Below are 16,074 nucleotides of genomic sequence, written 5' to 3'. Positions count from 1 at the left end.
GGCGCGGCGCGCCTTGCGGTGATCGGCAGTCTCGGTCATGGCAGGCCTCCTACGCTGCCGCTTCGCCGGCACCGGCCTGCGGCCTAACGCCCAGCACATGGCAGATCGCATAGGTCAGGTCGGCACGGTTCAGCGTGTAGAAATGGAATTCGTCGATGCCGGCCGCCTGCAGCCGGCGGCATTGCTCGGCGGCGACATGGGCGGCGACCATGCGGCGGGTGTCGGCATCGTCGTCCAGCCCCTCGAACATGTCGGCCAGCCAGGCCGGCACGCTGGCGCCGCAGGCGGCAGAGAAGCGCACCACCTGGCGGAAATTGGTCACCGGCAGGATGCCGGGCACGATCGGCACGGTGATACCGGCGGAACGGGCACGGTCGAGGAAGCGGAAATAGACATCCGTGTCAAAGAAGTACTGCGTTATGCAACGCGTGGCACCGGCATCGACCTTGCGCTTGAGGTGATCGAGCTCGACGCGTGGCGACGAGCTGTCGGGATGACCCTCCGGATAGCAGCCGACGCTGATCTCGAAATCGCCGATCTTCTTCAGGCCGGCGATCAGGTCGGTGGAATTGGCATAGCCGTCCGGATGCGGGCTGAAGCCGCCACTGCCTTCCGGCGCATCGCCGCGCAGGGCGACGATATGGCGGATGCCCGCCTCCCAGTAATGCCGGGCCACCTCGTCGACCTCGGCTTTCGGCGCCCCGACGCAGGTCAGGTGCGCCGCCGGCTTCAGGCCGGTTTCCTTCAGGATGCGCACCACGGTGCTGTGGGTGCGCTCGCGGGTCGAGCCGCCGGCACCGTAGGTGACCGAGACGAAACGGGGCCCGAGCGGCGCCAGGCGCAGCACGCTGCGCCACAGGCTCTCCTCCATCTCGGCAGTCTTCGGCGGGAAGAACTCGAAGGAGACCTTCAGCGGGCCGGCGCGGCGGGCGGCATAGGCAGTGGCATCGGGCAGGGTCATGCAGCGGCACTCTTGGCGGACGGAGACGGAACGGCGGCGGTGACGGCGACCGGCTTGCGGGCACGCCAGATATGGACGGTCAGCGGCTGGCCCGGCAGTGCCAGCACCGGGTCGGCCGCGAGGCCGGCGGACTGGCACCAGGCACGGACTTCCGTATCGGAAAAGCCGAGCCGGCGATGGGCATGGCGGGCCCGCAGGTCTTCCAGGTCATGCGGCGCGAAATCGACGATGACGATCTGGCCCCCGGGCTTGACCACGCGGGCGGCCTCGTGGATCACCTTCTGCGGCTCGTCGGCGAAATGCAGCACCTGGTGGATCACTGCGACATCGGCCGCGGCATTGTCCACCGGCAGGGCATACATGTCGGCCTGGCGCACCTGGCAGTGGCGGATGCCGGCGCGCTCCAGATTGGCCCGGGCGATGCTGAGCATGTCGCGGCTGAGATCGATGCCCAGGCCGTGCTTCGTCTGCGGTGCCAGCACCTCCAGCAGCCGGCCGGTGCCGGTGCCGATATCGAGCAGGCTCTCGGCTGGCGCCTCGGCCACCAGCCGCGCCACCGCGGCCTCGACCTGTGCCTCGTCGACATGCAGCGAGCGGATCGCCGACCATTGCGCGGCGTTGTCGCGGAAATACTGCTCGGCGGTCTCGGCGCGGCTGCGCCGCACGGCGGCCAGCCGCTCGCCGTCGCGGGCCAGCGTGGCATCGCCGGCCGGCAGCAGCGTGCTGAGCGCATGCACCAGCGGCGCGCCGGACAGCCGGTCGCCGACACGATAGAAGGCCCAGGTGCCTTCCGGCACGCGTTCCAGCAATCCGGCCTCGCAGAGCAGTTTCAGATGCCGCGACACCCGGGGCTGGCTCTGGCCGAGGATCTGGGTAAGCTCGGTGACCGTCAGTTCCGTCTGGGCGCAGAGCGCCAGCAGCCGCAGCCGGGTCGGCTCGGCGGCCGCCCGCAGGGCTGCCATCAGGGTATCGAGGGTCATGGCCGGTACCTGGGTCATTGCGGCACTACATAAACATATCTTTATGTATTTGTATAGCCCTGAAAATCTCCCGTCGCGCCATAAAAGAATCATGGCCTTGGCCGGCCCGGAACGCTATTTTCACCCTCGTTTCGCTTCCCGGCGGCACCCCGGAAAAACATTGTCGGACCACATCTTACCGGTCCGGCTGTCGTCCGGCACAACCGCCTCCGATATCGCTTCTGCCGCAAGATTGGTTTCCGATGCCTGTTGCCCGCCGCCTGCCCCGCCGCCTGCTGCTTGCCTGCCTCGCCCTCTGCGGCCTGGCCGTTCTGACCGCGGCGCCCGCCCGTGCCACCATGTCGCCGGACGAGTTCGTCCGCGCGGTCGGCACCGATACGCTGAAGGCCCTCAGCGACCGCGGCCTGACCAGCGAGAAGCGCGAGGGCCTGGTCCGCACCCTGCTGACCACCCATCTCGATCTCGAGGCGGTCGGCCGCTTCTGCCTCGGCCGCTATGCCCGCAACCTCAGCGACGCCCAGCGCAAGGAATACCGGGATGTCTTCGAGGATTACCTGGTCAAGGTCTATGCGCAGCTGCTGTCGCAGTATAACGGCGAGACCCTGACCGTGCGCGAGGGCACCCGCGGTGCCGGCGGCGACAGCCTGGTGGAATCGCAGATCAACCGGCCCAGCGGCCCGCCGATCCGCGTGGAGTGGAAGCTGCACGAGAAGGACGGCAAGCTGCTGCTGACCGACGTGATCGTCGAGGGTGTATCGATGGCCTTCACCCAGCGCCAGCAATTCGAATCGGTGATCCAGAATAACGGCGGCAAGGTGCAGGCGCTGCTGGACGCCATGAAGAAGCAGATCGCCAGCCGCCGCTGAACGGCAGGCCCGCGCCGATGAAAAAAAGCCGGCCGCAGGGCCGGCTTTTTCTATGCTGCACGATTGCCGTCAGGCGTTGGTCAGCGCCCCCGCCGGGGTCAGTTCCAGCGCATAGCCGGCCGAACGCACCGTGCGGATGATGTCGGTCTCGCCAGAGCCGTTCAGCGCCTTGCGCAGGCGGCGGATATGAACGTCCACCGTGCGCTGCTCGACATAGATGTCGCGGCCCCAGACCGCGTCCAGCAGCTGGTCGCGCGACAGCACCCGGCCCGGATGCTCGAGGAAATAGCGCAGCAGGCGGAACTCGGTCGGCCCCAGATGCACGTCGCGGCCGTTGCGGGTGACCTTGTGGGTGGCGATGTCCATCACCAGCCCGCCATAGGTCAGCACCTCCTCGGCCAGGGCCGGCCGGATACGGCGCAAGACCGCGCGGATGCGGGCCAGCAGCTCGCCGGGGCTGAACGGCTTGGCGATATAGTCGTCGGCGCCGGCATCGAGGCCGCGCACCCGGTCGGCTTCCTCGCCACGGGCGGTCAGCATGATGATCGGCACATTGCGCGCATTCGGGTCGCGGCGCAGCTGCCGGCAGACCTCGAGGCCGGACAGCCGCGGCAGCATCCAGTCGAGCAGGATCAGGTCGGGCAGATGTTCGGCCACTTTCAGCAGCGCCTGCTCGCCGTCCATCGCCTCGTCGACCGTGTAATTCTCCTTTTCGAGGTTGTAGCGCAGCAGCGCCAGCAGGGCCGCTTCATCCTCGATCACGAGGACGCGCGGTTTGACGGCAACATTCATCGCGTGCCTCCCGGCGCCGTGACAACTGCATAGGCGGTGTCGTCGCCCTTCGGACGGTCCTCGGTCAGCATCTCGCCCTTGACCGTGTAGTGGATCAGTTCGGCGATGTTGGTCGCATGATCGCCGATGCGCTCGATATTCTTGGCGATGAACAGCAGATGCGTGCAGGCGGTGATCGAGCGCGGATCCTCCATCATGTAGGTCAGCAGCTCGCGGAACAGACTGGTATAAAGCTCGTCGACTTCCTCGTCGCGGGCCCAGACCGCATCGGCCTTCGCCGAGTCGGCGGTGATATAGGCATCCAGCACGTCCTTGATCAGGCCCTGCACCAGGCCGGCCATGCGCGGCACCGCATGCACCGGGCGCACCATTGGCGCCTGATTCAGCGCAATGCTGCGTTTGGCGACATTCTTGGCATAATCGCCGATGCGCTCGATCTCGGAGGAAATCCGCAGGGCCGAGACGATCAGCCGCAGGTCGTTGGCCAGCGGCTGGCGGCGGGCCAGCAGCTCGATCGCCAGGTCATCGACCTGGTCGCGCAGCGCGTCGATCTTGGTGTCGTTCTGGACGGTGTCTTCCGCCAGGCTGCTGTCGCGCTTGACCACCGCCTCGACGGCACAGGCCAGCTGCGATTCGGCAATGCCCCCCATCTGGACGATCATGGTCGACAGCTTCTTCAGCTCGTCGTCATAGCTCTGGACGATATGTTGTGTCGGCATCTGTCTGTCCTCGCGCTACTCAGCCGAACCGGCCGGTGATGTAACCCTGGGTACGCTCGTCCTTCGGGTTGGTGAAAATAGTCCGGGTATCGCCGGTTTCCACCAGGGTGCCGAGATGGAAGAAGGCGGTTTTCTGCGAGACACGCGCCGCCTGCTGCATCGAATGCGTGACGATGACGATGGTGTAGGTCTCGCGCAGTTCGTCCATCAGTTCTTCGATATGCGCCGTGGCGATGGGGTCGAGCGCCGAACAGGGCTCGTCCATCAGGATCACCTCCGGCGATACGGCGATCGCGCGGGCGATGCAGAGGCGCTGCTGCTGGCCGCCCGACAGGCCGGTGCCGGAATCGTCGAGCCGGTTGCCGACCTCTTTCCACAGGCCGGCCTGCTTCAGCGCCGTCTCGACGATATGGTCCAGCTGCTCGCTGGAATCGGCCAGCCCGTGGATGCGCGGACCGTAGGCGACATTCTCGTAGATCGATTTCGGGAACGGGTTCGGCTTCTGGAACACCATGCCGACCCGGGCCCGCAGCTGCACCACATCCACCTGCTTGCTGTAGATGTCGAGCGCATCGAGATGGATGTCGCCCTCGACCCGGCAGCCGCGCACGGTGTCGTTCATCCGGTTCAGGCAGCGGAGGAAGGTCGACTTGCCACAGCCCGAAGGCCCGATCAGCGCCGTGACCGACCGCGCCGGGATTTCAAGGTCGACCCCCTTCAGGGCATGCTTGTCGCCGTAATACACGTCGACATGCTTTGCCGACATCTTGATCTCGATCTCGGAATTGCGGAGATCCGGGTTGTTGCCGTTCAGCATGGATGATCCTTATTGCTTCGGGTCTTGCCAGATAGCTTTGTCTTACCAGCGGCGTTCGAACCGCTTACGCAGCAGGATCGCTGCGAGATTCATCACCAGGAGGAAAACCAGCAGCACGATGATCGCTGCCGAGGTTTTCTCGACAAAGCCGCGCTCCGGGCTGTCCGCCCACATGAAAATCTGCACCGGCAGCACCGTCGCCGCGTCGGCCGGCGTCACCGGAACGTCGACGATGAAAGCGACCATGCCGATCATCAGCAGCGGCGCGGTTTCGCCCAGGGCATGGGCCATGGCAATGATGGTGCCGGTCAGGATGCCCGGCATCGCCAGCGGCAGGACGTGGTGCATCACCGTCTGCAGCGGCGAGGCGCCAACGCCGAGCGCGGCATGCCGGATCGAGGGCGGCACCGCGCGCAGGGCGGCGCGGGACGCGATGATGATCACCGGCAGGCTCATCAGCGCCAGCACCAGGCCGCCGACGAACGGCGCCGAACGCGGCATGCCGAAGAAGCCGATGAACACCGCAAGACCAAGCAGGCCGTAGACGATCGACGGCACGGCCGCGAGATTGTTGATGTTGACCTCGATGATCTCGGTCAGCCGGTTCTTCGGTGCGAATTCCTCGAGGTAGATCGACGCCATGATGCCGAGCGGGAAAGCCACCGCGAGGCAGACCAGCAGCGTGTAGATCGAACCGACGACGCCGCCCCAGATGCCGACCAGCTCCGGTTCGCGGCTGTCGGCGCCGGTGAAGAAGCGGGTGTTGAAGCGCAGCTCCAGGTCGCCGCTGGCCTGCAGCGCATTGATCCAGCCGACCTGGATATCCTTGACCCGGCGCTCGTCTTCCGGCGCCGTGGTATCAACCTGCTTCTTGACGAACACGTCGATATCCGAGGTGGTCGGCAGCCAGATCTGGACGGTCTGCCCGATCAGCTCCGGATCGGCGGCAACCATGCGGCCGATCTGCGATTCCGCACCGGGGCTGATCAGCGAACCGAGGCGGCGCTGGTCGCGGCGGCTGGTGACCTCCGGAAAGCGCTTTTCCAGGGCTTCGCCGATGATGCGGCCATAATTGCCCTGCATGATCCTGGTGAAGTCGGTGGTGCCCACCGGCGCGATCTGCTCGGCCGACAGGTCGAGGGTGAGCCGCACATGCGTCTGCTGAAAGGCCGTGAAACCGTTGGAGGCAATGGTCACCAGCAGCGTGGCCAGCGCCGCCAGCGAGAACAGGATCGCGGCCAGGCCCAGATAGCGGAAGCGACGCTCGGCGCTATAGCGGGCCTTCAGCCGCTGCTTGGCCTTCTCGGTCATATGGACGCCGGTGGTGCCCTGGGCAGGCATGGCGGCGACGGGAGTCTCTACGGCCAGGTCAGTCATATTGTTCCCGGTATTTCTTGACGATGCGGAGCGCAACGATGTTCAGGCTGAGGGTGACGGCGAACAGCACCAGGCCGAGTGCGAAAGCGGCCAGCGTCTTGGGGCTGTCGAATTCCTGGTCGCCGACCAGCAGGGTCGCGATATGCACCGTCACGGTGCTGACCGCGGCCAGCGGATTGGCGGTCAGGTTGGCGGCGAGGCCGGCAGCCATCACCACGATCATGGTTTCGCCGAGCGCGCGGCTGAATGCGAGGATCACCGAGGCGGCAATGCCGGGCAGCGCCGCGGGCAGGATGACGCGCTTGACCGTTTCCGACTGGGTGGAGCCCAGGGCATAGGAGCCGTCGCGCAGGCTCTGCGGCACGGCGTTGATCACGTCGTCGGACAGCGAGGAGACGAAGGGGATGATCATGATGCCCATCACCAGGCCGGCCGCGAGGGCCGACTGCGACGCCACTTCGAGGCCGATCCCCTCACCGGCAAGGCGGACGGCCGGCGCCACCGTCAGGGCGGCAAAGAAGCCATAGACCACGGTCGGGATGCCGGCCAGCACTTCCAGTGCCGGCTTCGCCCAGGCGCGCAGCCGGGGCCCGGCATATTCGGCCATGTAGACCGCGGCCATCAGGCCGACCGGCACGGCCACCAGCATGGCGATGGCGGCGATCAGCAGGGTGCCGGTGAACAGCGGCACGGCGCCGAAAGCGCCGGACGAGCCGACCTGGTCGGCGCGGATCGCCATCTGCGGCGACCAGGTGAGTCCGAACAGGAATTCCAGCGGCGAGACGGCGGCAAAGAAACGCAGCGCCTCGAAGATCAGCGACAGCACGATGCCGACCGTGGTCATCACCGCGATGGTGGAACTGACGATCAGCAGGATATTGGCAATCGACTCGACGCGGTTGCGGGCACGGAATTCCGGCGACAGGCGGCTGCGGCCCCACAGGATGCCGACCATGCAGATGCTGATCGCGACAACCCACAGCGACGAGGTCCCCAGCTGCCGCAGGCTTATGTAATGATCGACGATCGGCCGGGTGATGTCGTCGGCCTTCGACAGCGGGATGTTGCCATAGGCCATGTTGCGGATGTCGGAGATGATCAGGCCAAGCCGGTCGGCCGGCAGTTCGCGCATCGCCTGCGGCAGCTCGGCCACCACCAGATTGCGGATGATCGAGTCTTCCAGCGCGATCCAGAAGCCGAAGAGCAGCAAAGCCGGCAGACCGCACCAGACAACAACATACCAGCCGTAGAAGCCCGGCAGGGAATGGAGGTTGCTGGCCTTGCCCCCGGCCATGGCCAGGGCACGGGACCTGCCCAGATAGAAACCGACAAGCGTCAGGCCGAGAATGACAAGGAACAAAAGCGGCAGGGTCATGACAGCTCCGGTTTCCAGAAAAGCTGCCTCGGAGCGCCAGCCGGCTGCCGGCACCAGGGCAGAAAATCCGGCGGCCGGGTCTCCCCGGCCGCCGGCTGCGGCTTACATCGCGAAGTTGGTCAGACCGGTGACCTGCGAACGGACCTTCTCGAGCTCAGCCTTCGGCAGAGCGACGAGGCCCTTCTTCTCCAGGTAACCGCCCTTGCCCATGGAACGCTCGCTGGTGTACTCGGCCAGGTATTCCTTCATGCCCGGCACGACGCCGACATGGGCCTTCTTGATGTACACGAACAGCGGGCGCGACACCGGGTAGCTGCTGTCGGCGATGGTGTCGAAGGTCGGCTCGACGCCTTCGACCTTGGCACCGATCAGCTTGTCGGCATTCTCCTCGAGGAACGAGAAGCCGAAGATGCCCATCACGCCGGTCTGGCCGGACGCCAGACGCTGCACGATCAGGTTGTCGTTCTCGCCGGCCTCGATGAAAGCGCCGTCTTCACGCATCTTGCTGCAGGCCGCGCCGCGGGCCTTGGAGTCGGCAATCGCCTTGATCTCGGCGAAACCCTTGCAGCCCTCGTCCATGACCAGTTCCACGAAGGCGTCGCGGGTGCCCGAGGTCGGCGGCGGACCCATCACCTCGATCTTCCAGTCCGGCAGGCTGGCATCGACCTGCTTCCAGGTCTTGTAGGGATTGTCGACCAGCTGGCCACCCTGCGGCACCTTGGCGGCGAGGCCGAGCCAGAGCTGGGCGCGGGTCAGGTTGACCGGGGTCGCGCCCTTCTTCAGGGCCACCGCGATGCCGTCGTAACCGACCTTCATCTCGACGATTTCCTTGACGCCGTTCTTCTGGCAATCCTCGTACTCGCCCTTCTTGATGGCGCGCGAGGCATTGGTCATGTCGGGATGCTGGGTGCCGACGCCGGCGCAGAACAGCTTCATGCCGCCGCCAGTGCCGGTCGACTCGACGATCGGCGCCTTGAACTTGCCGGCCTGGGAGAAGCGCTCGGCGACAGTGGTGGTGAAGGGATAGACGGTCGACGAGCCGACAACGCGGATCTGGTCGCGCGCCTGCTGGGCAGCGGCCGGTTCGACGAGCGCCAGCGACGCCAGTGCCGCCATGCCCGCGAGGAGAAGAGCCTTCTTGGTCACGGTTTACCTCTTGTGGTTTGCGTGGACGCGGGAACTCGCGCCGGTAGGTACCAGTCCGGGCCGCTTTGGGTCGCCGACCGGCGGGAGAACTCGTAGTCCGCCGCGGTGACATGCTTATGTCAGTAATATTACAAGCAAATGACAGTGCTAGACCGCCTGCGCGGTTGTCGCGAACATAACCTATACGTGAGGAATACGTACAGAGAATGTACTGCCCGCACCCGGCTCGGATTCGATGACAAGCCGGCCCCGGTGGCGGTTGATAATGTGCTTCACGATGGCGAGTCCCAGCCCGGTTCCGCCCATGTCGCGGCTGCGGGCCGTGTCGACCCGGTAGAATCGTTCGGTCAGCCGCGGCAGGTGTTCGCGCGGGATGCCCTCGCCGTGATCGCGGATCGCCACTTCCAGCCAGTCCGGACCGATGGCGGCCAGCCGCACCTCCACCGGACTGTCCGGCCGGCCGTATTTGATGCCGTTGTCGATCAGGTTCTGGAACACCTGCATCAGTTCGTCGCGCGCACCGCGGACCGGCGGCAGGCTTTCATCCAGCTGCAGGTCGATCCGCATGCTGCGGGCACGGGCCTGCGGCTCCAGGGCCGCCGCCGTGTCGCGCAGCAGCGGCGCCAGCGCCACCGGATCGGCGGGATGGTCGTGCTCGCGCATCTCGATCTGCGACAGCGACAGCAGGTCGTTGATCAGCCGCGACATGCGCGCCGCCTGCTCGCGCATGATGCCGAGAAACCGCAGCCGCGCGGGCTCGTCATCACGGGCCGGCCCCAGCAGCGTTTCGATGAAGCCTACCAGCGAGGCCAGTGGCGTACGCAGCTCATGGCTGGCATTGGCAACGAAATCGGCGCGCATCTTCTCGGCCTTGCGCAGGGCCGTCACGTCATGCAGGGCCAGCACGGCGACCATGTCCTCGCGCGCCGCCGGCAGGGCGACCACACGCAGCGAAAAGCTGCGGCCATCCGGCACCGGCAGGGTGAAATCGGCCGCCACCAGGCCGCTTTCACCGGCCAGCACGGTATCGGCGGCGTCCAGCACCGCCGGATGGCGCAGGGCCGCCGACAGGTCGCGGCCGATCATGTCGTTGCCGAAGAACTTGCGGGCGGCAAAATTGGCGCGGGCAATCTGGCGCCGGGAATCGAGCAGCAGGATCGAGTCCGGCAGGGCGTTCAGGATGGCATCGGCCGTGGTGCTCTGCAGCGCCACCTGGCCCTTCTCGTCCAGCAATGTCTGGCGCAGCCGCTCGACCGTCGCACCCAGCTCACCCAGCATGGTCAGGGCGTCCCAGTCGGCGCCGACACGGTGTTCACGGCCGAGAATCTCGTCGGTCCGCCGCAGCACGCCCCAGGCGACATGGGTATGCCAGAGGGTGAACAGGCCGACCACGCCGAGCAGTGCCGCGCCCAGCCACAGAGCCGCCGGAACCGTCAGCGCGCCGGCCAGACAGGCCAGCCAGACCACCAGGCTGACCGGCAGGCCGAGAATCAGGAACAGCGCCAGCCAGCGGGCGAAGGGAATGCGGGTGCGGGGCGCCTCGTTGACCATTGCGGAGACCTCAGGCCGGCCGCCAGCCGAGCAGGCCATCGACCAGCCGCTGCAGCAGGGCGATCAGCGGCGCGGCCTTTCCGGCATCCCAGCGGACATGGTCGTCCTCGTGCATGTAGCTGTCGCGGGCGATTTCCAGCTGCAGGGCATGCAGGCCCTCGGCCGGCCGGCCATACTGGCGGGTGATGTAGCCGCCCTTGAAACGGCCGTTATGGACATGGCTGAAACGGTCCTGGCCGCCGAGGATGTCACAGGCCAGGGCCGCCAGGGCCGGCGCGCAGCTGCGGCCGTCGTTGCTGCCGAGGTTGAGGTCGGGCAGCCGGCCCTCGAAAAAGCGCGGCACTTCGGCAGCGATGCTGTGGCCGTCCAGCAGGATGGCAAAGCCGTGGCGGGCGCGGATCGCATCCAGTTCGGCAGCCAGCCGGGCATGGTAGGGACGCCAGTATTCGTCGACGCGGCGTGCCACCTCGGCCTCGTCCGGCTCCTGCCCGCTGCGGTACAGCGGCGCGGTATCAAAGCCGCGGGTCGGGCAGATCTCGGTATTGTCTGCCCCCGGATAGAGCGCACGGCCGGCCGGATCACGGTTCAGGTCGACCACATAACGCGAATGGGCGGCCACCATCAGCCCGGCTCCCGCCTTGGCGGCGAATGCATACAGCTTGTCCACATGCCAGTCGGTATCCGCCAGGGCCAGGGCCGCATCGGTCAGCCGGCCATCCAGGCCGGGCGACAGGCCCAGGCCGGCATGCGGCACATCGATCAGCAGCGGTGTGCTGCCGGGTGTCAGGGAGAACAGCGGGGCGGGTGCGGACATGAACGGATCACCGGACAAAGGGCCACATAGGTAACAAAGCCGCCGGGCGGCGCCAAGGCGGCAGCGGCGGCGTCCAGGAGAATTCACACTGCGCCGGAATCCCGCCCGCAGCGGCCGGTGCCGGCAAAAAACCGGCGGCGGAGGTTTGAGGCGGGCGGGTGGTTATCCTAAACTCATGCAGCATAACAACAACCGCCCCTCCGCCATTTCGCAGCAGGCTCATGGATCTCTCCCTTTTCGGCATCACCGTCAGCGCGTCTGAAATTTCCGCGTTCCTGCAGGTGATCATGATCGACGTGATCCTGTCGGGCGACAATGCCATTGTCATCGGCCTGGCAGTGGCCGGCCTGCCGGCAGCGAAACGCAACCGCATCATCGTGATCGGCATCCTGGCTGCGACCGTGCTGCGCATCCTGTTTGCCGGCATCGCCATCGAGATGCTGCAGATCATCGGCCTGACCCTGGCCGGCGGCATCCTGCTGCTGTGGGTGGCCTGGCGGATGTGGCGCGAACTGCGCGCCCAGGCAAAGGCCGAGAATGGCGGCAAGGACCATGCCGAGGGCGGCAGCCGCCCGCCGCCCAAGACCCAGCGCCAGGCCATCGTGCAGATCGTGATGGCCGACCTGTCGATGTCGCTCGACAACGTGCTGGCCGTTGCCGGCGCAGCGCGCGAACACCCCTTCATTCTCGGCTTCGGTCTGGCGCTGTCGATCGCGCTGATGGCGGTGGCGTCGAAATTCATCGCCCGCCTGCTCGACCGCTATCACTGGATCGCCTATGTCGGCCTGCTGATCATCACCTATGTCGCCCTGCGCATGATCTGGGATGGCGGCTGGCAGGTGGCGCCAGTGGTCGAGGACGCGATCAGCCGGCTCTGACCGGCGGCGCTATTCCTGCCAGAAGGCGGCAACCGCATCGGCGAGATCCTCGCCGAACAGTTCCTGGAAGAAATGGTCGGCTGCATCGACCGTCACCACCTTCAGGCCGGCGGGTTTCCGCGCTGCCGCCAGTTTCTGCGGCAGATCGCGCACCACCTCGTCGCCGCCGGCCAGCACGACCAGCACGGGCCGGCGGATCGCGGCAAGCTGGCTCGGCGCGTCGTTGCGGCCATCGCCGCTGTGATAGTCGAGAAAGGTATCGGCCGCGACGCTGGTCTTCGGGCAGTACATGAAATCGGTCTGCTGCATCAGTTCGCCGCCCCGTCCGGCAGCGGCCATTGCCTGTGCCTGCTTCAGCACGGCGTCGAAATCGCCGCCGAACCGGGCACGGTAGTCGGCCGGCGCCCGTGCGGCGTCAAAGGTGGTTGGCGCCGCCAGCACGATCCGCTGCACCGCCGCCGGCAGCGCATCGCCGCCGCGCGCGGCATACAGGGCCACCTGGGCGCCGCCGCGGGAATGGCCCAGCAGGCCGATTTTCGCCGCGCCCTGCCGCTGCGCCCAGCCGACCCAGGCCGCGATCTCGGCCACCGCCTGGGCATTGCCGTGCCGGTGCGGCAGCGCGCAGTCATACATGCCGCTGCGGTCCGGCAGGCCCAGCGACAGCGTGACCGCCAGCGTGGAGATGCCGCGCTCGCCCAGCAGTGCCTGCAGGTCCCGCATGATCTCGAGGCGGTTATGGGCCAGGGTGCCGTGCACCAGCAGCATCACGCCCTGGCCGATGCCGGCACCGCCGGCCAGCTGCAGGTTGCCGTTCAGCTGGCGTCCCTCGAAATCGAGCCGGACCGGTTCGGCGCGGGTCGGCGCCGCTGCCGCCAGGCCCAGCAGGGCACCGAACAGGCAGGCGCGGGCGATGCGGATAGCAGATGGCAGCATGGCGATTCCTCCGGGGACCGAGCGTATTGATTGCCGCCGGCAGATCAAATAACATTAGCGCATGTCGTTTTTTCGCATTGCACAATTTGCATGTGTTCTTGCTGCGGCCCTGTTCGCGGGCCCCGCGCTGCCGGCGGGGACCGATCCCGTGCGCCTGCTGGTGATGGCGGAGCGGGCCGATTGCCAATGGTGCCGCGCCTGGCATGCCGAGATCGGCCCCGGCTATCCCCTGTCGGACGAGGGCCGGCTGGCACCGCTGCGCCGGGTCGATCTCGACCAGCCCTGGCCGGCCGGGCTGCCGAAACCGGCCGGACTGATCTATACTCCGACCTTCGTGCTGCTGGCCTGCGGCCGCGAGGTCGGCCGGATCACCGGATATCCCGGCGCCGACTTCTTCTATCCGTATATGGCGCGCCTGCTGGACCAGTTACAGGCCGCTGAAAGGGCTGCCGTCTCATGCAGTTAGCCCGCCCCGGAAAAATTACCACTTGTGTATTGTGGAATAACTTTGATATGGATTCGGCTGCAAGCAGCCGGACGAGCTGCGCTGTCCGCCCCGGCAGGACGGCAGATACAGAGGGAGGAACGATGCGCCTGCACCGACGCATGCCTGATCGACGCACCGCCGGCCTGTTTGCCGCCGCGGCCCTGGCTGTCCTGACTGCCGGCCCGGCTGCCGCGCAGGAAGTGCGCGAGCCCGGCCTCACCCCCTATGTGATCAAGGATTATGCGGTCGAGAAGCCGCTGACCGGCAAGCCGGGCGATCCGGCCCAGGGACGCAAATGGGCCATCACCAGCGGCCAGGGCAACTGCGTGATCTGCCACCGCCTGCCGATCCCGGAGGTCGAGTTCCGCATCGGCAATGTCGGTCCCGACCTGACCGAGGTCGGCAGCCGCCTCAGCGCCGCCGAGATCCGGCTGCGCATCATCAATCCGAAAACCGTCAACGAGCTGACCATCATGCCGGCCTACTATCGGGTGACCGGACTGCACCGCGTCGACGACAGAGTTGCCGGCAAGCCGATGCTGAGCGCCGAACAGGTCGAAGACCTGGTCGCCTACCTGTCCAGCCTGAAGTGACCCCGCGTTTCCCCGCGCCATGCGAACTGGAGCCCCTGTCATGACCCACCCCATCACCCATACCGGGATCAGCCGCCGCCGGGCCGTGGCCACCCTCGGCCTCGGCGGCCTTGCCGTCACCCTGGTGCCGCTCAGCGCCGAGGCGACACCCGATTCCGCCAAAAAGCTGCTGTCCGACCTGGTCAAGGCCGCGCCGAAGGCCGGCAAGGTGCAGATCAAGACCCAGGAGATCGCCGAGAACGGCAACACCGTGCCGGTCCGCATCACTGTCGACAGCCCGATGACCGATGCGGACTACGTGAAGGAAATCCATGTCGTGTCCGACCAGAACCCGCAGCCGGGCGTGGCCAGCTTCAGGCTGACCCCGGCCAGCGGCAAGGCCGAGGTGGAATTCCGCATGCGCATGGCGGAAACCCAGAATGTCATCGCGGTGGCGGTGATGAGCGATGGCAGCGCCTGGACCGCCGCCCGCGAGGTCAAGGTCACCATCGGCGGCTGCGGCGGCTGATCCGCCTGCCCCGCCCCACCGAACAGCAAAAGGAAAACCGCCATGGCCGACATCAAACCGAAAATCCGCCTGCCCAAGGACGCCAAGAAGGGCGACATCGTCGAGATCAAGACCCTCGTGCCGCATCCGATGGAATCCGGCCAGCGCAAGGATTCGAAAGGCCAGGTCATCCCGCGCAAGATCATCAACAAGATGACCGTCGCCTTCAACGGCAAGCCGGTCTTCGAGGCGAAGCTGGAGCCGGCCATCTCGGCCAATCCCTATATCAGCTTCTTCTTCAAGTGCAGCGAAAGCGGCACCATGGATTTCGCCTGGACCGACGACGACGGCAGTGTCTACAAGGCGAGCGAACCGCTCACCGTCGCCTGAGCCGCGTGACCGCCGCGACACCGAACTAGGGGGAACAATGACCGGGACCAGCAAGCTCCTGACCGCCACCGCCGCGCTGGCAATCGCCGCCGGCCTTGCCGCCTGCGGCATCGAGCAGTCGAAGGACAAGGCGATGGCCGACAGCGGCGATCCGATTGCCCAGTACAAGGCCAATCCGAAATTCGCCAAGTTCATCGTCGGCGAGAAGATCTCGGGCTATGTTTTCGCCTCGCCGGAAACCCAGGCGATGCAGGACGACGAGTTCGAGAATCCCGGCATGCTGGCCGTGCAGGACGGCGAAGCGGAATGGGCCAAGGTGGAGGGCGCCGCCGGCAAGTCCTGCGCCTCCTGCCACGGCGCCGACGGCAAGAGCATGAAGGGCGTGGCCGTTGCCTACCCGAAATTCGAACCGAAGACCGGCAAGCTGGCGGCCATCGAGCACCGCATCAACCTGTGCCGCACCGAATTCATGAAGGCGCCGGCGCTGCGGTGGGATTCCAAGCCGCTGCTCGGCCTGACCGCCTTCGTCGAATACCAGTCGCGCGGCCTGCCGATCAGCGTGAAGGTGGATGGTCCTGCCGCGCCCTTCTTCGAAAAGGGCAAGGAATTCTACTATACCCGCCGCGGCCAGATGGACATCGCCTGCGCCCAGTGCCACGAGCAGAATGCCGGCAACAGCATCGGCGTCGAGAATCTCAGCCAGGGCCAGTCGAACGGCTATCCGACCTACCGCCTGAAATGGCAGTCCTTCGGCTCGCTGCATCGCCGCTTCGAGGGCTGCAACCAGGAAGTCCGCGCCGAGCCTTTCCCGCGTGGTTCCGACGAATACACCAATCTCGAACTCTACGTCGCCTGGCGCGGCAACGGCCTGTCGTCCGAAGCGCCCAGCGTCCGCCGCTGACACAGTA

18 protein-coding genes are annotated in these 16,074 nt (G+C 66.5%); 7 read left to right on the top strand and 11 right to left on the bottom strand.

Annotated features, from left to right (window positions below; all coding sequences use genetic code 11):
* Positions 1 to 49: 49 nt before the first annotated feature.
* Together metF and ACEQZY_RS04255 are read right to left on the bottom strand one after the other, a co-directional pair.
* Positions 50 to 961: a methylenetetrahydrofolate reductase [NAD(P)H] gene (metF, locus tag ACEQZY_RS04260; protein ID WP_370152551.1), complete on the bottom strand. Its 912-nt coding sequence runs from the start codon at positions 959 to 961 to the stop codon at positions 50 to 52.
* Positions 958 to 1,959 carry a metalloregulator ArsR/SmtB family transcription factor gene (locus tag ACEQZY_RS04255; RefSeq protein ID WP_370152549.1) on the bottom strand — a complete coding sequence of 334 codons (1,002 nt, stop codon included), beginning with the start codon at positions 1,957 to 1,959 and terminating at the stop codon, positions 958 to 960. The genes metF and ACEQZY_RS04255 overlap by 4 nt, the downstream gene beginning before the upstream one ends.
* A 224-nt stretch (positions 1,960 to 2,183) precedes the next feature.
* Here ACEQZY_RS04255 and ACEQZY_RS04250 point away from each other — a divergent pair, with 224 nt between their 5' ends.
* Entirely contained in the window at positions 2,184 to 2,807 is a 624-nt protein-coding gene (locus tag ACEQZY_RS04250; protein ID WP_370152547.1) for a phospholipid-binding protein MlaC, read from the top strand.
* A 69-nt stretch (positions 2,808 to 2,876) separates the two neighbouring features.
* Here ACEQZY_RS04250 and phoB read toward each other — a convergent pair whose 3' ends face one another.
* The 8 genes from phoB to hutG form a co-directional block, all read right to left on the bottom strand.
* Complete coding sequence (phoB, locus tag ACEQZY_RS04245; RefSeq protein ID WP_341703677.1) at positions 2,877 to 3,599, bottom strand: phosphate regulon transcriptional regulator PhoB; 723 nt, start codon at positions 3,597 to 3,599, stop codon at positions 2,877 to 2,879.
* The gene (phoU, locus tag ACEQZY_RS04240; protein WP_341703676.1) at positions 3,596 to 4,318 is read right to left on the bottom strand and encodes a phosphate signaling complex protein PhoU; all 723 of its coding nucleotides are present in this window, start codon (positions 4,316 to 4,318) and stop codon (positions 3,596 to 3,598) included. The genes phoB and phoU overlap by 4 nt, the downstream gene beginning before the upstream one ends.
* Positions 4,319 to 4,337: 19 nt before the next feature.
* Positions 4,338 to 5,135 (bottom strand): phosphate ABC transporter ATP-binding protein PstB, encoded by a 798-nt coding sequence (pstB, locus tag ACEQZY_RS04235; protein WP_370152544.1) that lies wholly within the window; start codon positions 5,133 to 5,135, stop codon positions 4,338 to 4,340.
* 42 nt (positions 5,136 to 5,177) lie between these two features.
* Positions 5,178 to 6,512, bottom strand: a complete 1,335-nt coding sequence (pstA, locus tag ACEQZY_RS04230) for a phosphate ABC transporter permease PstA (RefSeq protein WP_370152541.1) — start codon at positions 6,510 to 6,512, stop codon at positions 5,178 to 5,180.
* Positions 6,505 to 7,887 (bottom strand): phosphate ABC transporter permease subunit PstC, encoded by a 1,383-nt coding sequence (pstC, locus tag ACEQZY_RS04225; protein WP_370152539.1) that lies wholly within the window; start codon positions 7,885 to 7,887, stop codon positions 6,505 to 6,507. The genes pstA and pstC overlap by 8 nt, the downstream gene beginning before the upstream one ends.
* A gap of 102 nt (positions 7,888 to 7,989) precedes the next feature.
* Positions 7,990 to 9,033, bottom strand: a complete 1,044-nt coding sequence (locus ACEQZY_RS04220; protein ID WP_370152537.1) for a PstS family phosphate ABC transporter substrate-binding protein — start codon at positions 9,031 to 9,033, stop codon at positions 7,990 to 7,992.
* Between the two features lie 180 nt (positions 9,034 to 9,213).
* Positions 9,214 to 10,584: an ATP-binding protein gene (locus tag ACEQZY_RS04215; RefSeq protein ID WP_341703672.1), complete on the bottom strand. Its 1,371-nt coding sequence runs from the start codon at positions 10,582 to 10,584 to the stop codon at positions 9,214 to 9,216.
* Positions 10,585 to 10,594: 10 nt separating this feature from the next.
* A complete protein-coding gene (gene hutG / locus ACEQZY_RS04210; protein ID WP_370152534.1) occupies positions 10,595 to 11,398 on the bottom strand; it encodes an N-formylglutamate deformylase in 804 nt (267 codons plus the stop codon).
* A 221-nt stretch (positions 11,399 to 11,619) separates the two neighbouring features.
* On the opposite strand from hutG, the gene ACEQZY_RS04205 reads away from it, so the two are divergent.
* Positions 11,620 to 12,276: a TerC family protein gene (locus tag ACEQZY_RS04205; protein ID WP_341703670.1), complete on the top strand. Its 657-nt coding sequence runs from the start codon at positions 11,620 to 11,622 to the stop codon at positions 12,274 to 12,276.
* A gap of 9 nt (positions 12,277 to 12,285) precedes the next feature.
* On the opposite strand, the gene ACEQZY_RS04200 is transcribed toward ACEQZY_RS04205, so the two are convergent.
* Positions 12,286 to 13,209 carry an alpha/beta hydrolase gene (locus ACEQZY_RS04200; protein WP_370152531.1) on the bottom strand — a complete coding sequence of 308 codons (924 nt, stop codon included), beginning with the start codon at positions 13,207 to 13,209 and terminating at the stop codon, positions 12,286 to 12,288.
* Between the two features lie 148 nt (positions 13,210 to 13,357).
* Between ACEQZY_RS04200 and ACEQZY_RS04195 the strand changes: the two genes are divergently transcribed.
* The 5 genes from ACEQZY_RS04195 (at position 13,358) to soxA (ending at position 16,067) form a co-directional block, all read left to right on the top strand.
* A complete protein-coding gene (locus ACEQZY_RS04195) occupies positions 13,358 to 13,675 on the top strand; it encodes a hypothetical protein (RefSeq protein WP_341704903.1) in 318 nt (105 codons plus the stop codon).
* Between the two features lie 140 nt (positions 13,676 to 13,815).
* The gene (soxX, locus tag ACEQZY_RS04190; protein WP_341704904.1) at positions 13,816 to 14,289 is read left to right on the top strand and encodes a sulfur oxidation c-type cytochrome SoxX; all 474 of its coding nucleotides are present in this window, start codon (positions 13,816 to 13,818) and stop codon (positions 14,287 to 14,289) included.
* Positions 14,290 to 14,329: 40 nt separating this feature from the next.
* Positions 14,330 to 14,797: a thiosulfate oxidation carrier protein SoxY gene (gene soxY, locus ACEQZY_RS04185; protein ID WP_341704905.1), complete on the top strand. Its 468-nt coding sequence runs from the start codon at positions 14,330 to 14,332 to the stop codon at positions 14,795 to 14,797.
* 42 nt (positions 14,798 to 14,839) lie between these two features.
* Positions 14,840 to 15,166, top strand: coding sequence for a thiosulfate oxidation carrier complex protein SoxZ (gene soxZ / locus ACEQZY_RS04180; RefSeq protein ID WP_341704906.1), 327 nt, complete (start codon positions 14,840 to 14,842; stop codon positions 15,164 to 15,166).
* Between the two features lie 37 nt (positions 15,167 to 15,203).
* On the top strand, positions 15,204 to 16,067 hold the full coding sequence (gene soxA, locus ACEQZY_RS04175; protein WP_370152523.1) for a sulfur oxidation c-type cytochrome SoxA: 864 nt from the start codon (positions 15,204 to 15,206) through the stop codon (positions 16,065 to 16,067).
* Positions 16,068 to 16,074: the final 7 nt, after the last annotated feature.

Origin of the sequence: Ferrovibrio sp., from assembly GCF_964218355.1 — a bacterium.
Taxonomy (GTDB): Bacteria; Pseudomonadota; Alphaproteobacteria; order Ferrovibrionales; family Ferrovibrionaceae; genus Ferrovibrio.
Note: the sequence above shows the minus strand (reverse complement) of the source record. Positions and strands in the feature narration are given on the sequence as shown.

Coding starts and splice junctions, on each gene's coding strand:
- metF (WP_370152551.1), bottom strand. CDS start 961: ATGACCCTGCCCGATGCCACTGCCTATGCCGCCCGCCGCGCCGGCCCG.
- ACEQZY_RS04255 (WP_370152549.1), bottom strand. CDS start 1,959: ATGACCCAGGTACCGGCCATGACCCTCGATACCCTGATGGCAGCCCTG.
- ACEQZY_RS04250 (WP_370152547.1), top strand. CDS start 2,184: ATGCCTGTTGCCCGCCGCCTGCCCCGCCGCCTGCTGCTTGCCTGCCTC.
- phoB (WP_341703677.1), bottom strand. CDS start 3,599: ATGAATGTTGCCGTCAAACCGCGCGTCCTCGTGATCGAGGATGAAGCG.
- phoU (WP_341703676.1), bottom strand. CDS start 4,318: ATGCCGACACAACATATCGTCCAGAGCTATGACGACGAGCTGAAGAAG.
- pstB (WP_370152544.1), bottom strand. CDS start 5,135: ATGCTGAACGGCAACAACCCGGATCTCCGCAATTCCGAGATCGAGATC.
- pstA (WP_370152541.1), bottom strand. CDS start 6,512: ATGACTGACCTGGCCGTAGAGACTCCCGTCGCCGCCATGCCTGCCCAG.
- pstC (WP_370152539.1), bottom strand. CDS start 7,887: ATGACCCTGCCGCTTTTGTTCCTTGTCATTCTCGGCCTGACGCTTGTC.
- ACEQZY_RS04215 (WP_341703672.1), bottom strand. CDS start 10,584: ATGGTCAACGAGGCGCCCCGCACCCGCATTCCCTTCGCCCGCTGGCTG.
- hutG (WP_370152534.1), bottom strand. CDS start 11,398: ATGTCCGCACCCGCCCCGCTGTTCTCCCTGACACCCGGCAGCACACCG.
- ACEQZY_RS04205 (WP_341703670.1), top strand. CDS start 11,620: ATGGATCTCTCCCTTTTCGGCATCACCGTCAGCGCGTCTGAAATTTCC.
- ACEQZY_RS04200 (WP_370152531.1), bottom strand. CDS start 13,209: ATGCTGCCATCTGCTATCCGCATCGCCCGCGCCTGCCTGTTCGGTGCC.
- soxX (WP_341704904.1), top strand. CDS start 13,816: ATGCCTGATCGACGCACCGCCGGCCTGTTTGCCGCCGCGGCCCTGGCT.
- soxY (WP_341704905.1), top strand. CDS start 14,330: ATGACCCACCCCATCACCCATACCGGGATCAGCCGCCGCCGGGCCGTG.
- soxZ (WP_341704906.1), top strand. CDS start 14,840: ATGGCCGACATCAAACCGAAAATCCGCCTGCCCAAGGACGCCAAGAAG.
- soxA (WP_370152523.1), top strand. CDS start 15,204: ATGACCGGGACCAGCAAGCTCCTGACCGCCACCGCCGCGCTGGCAATC.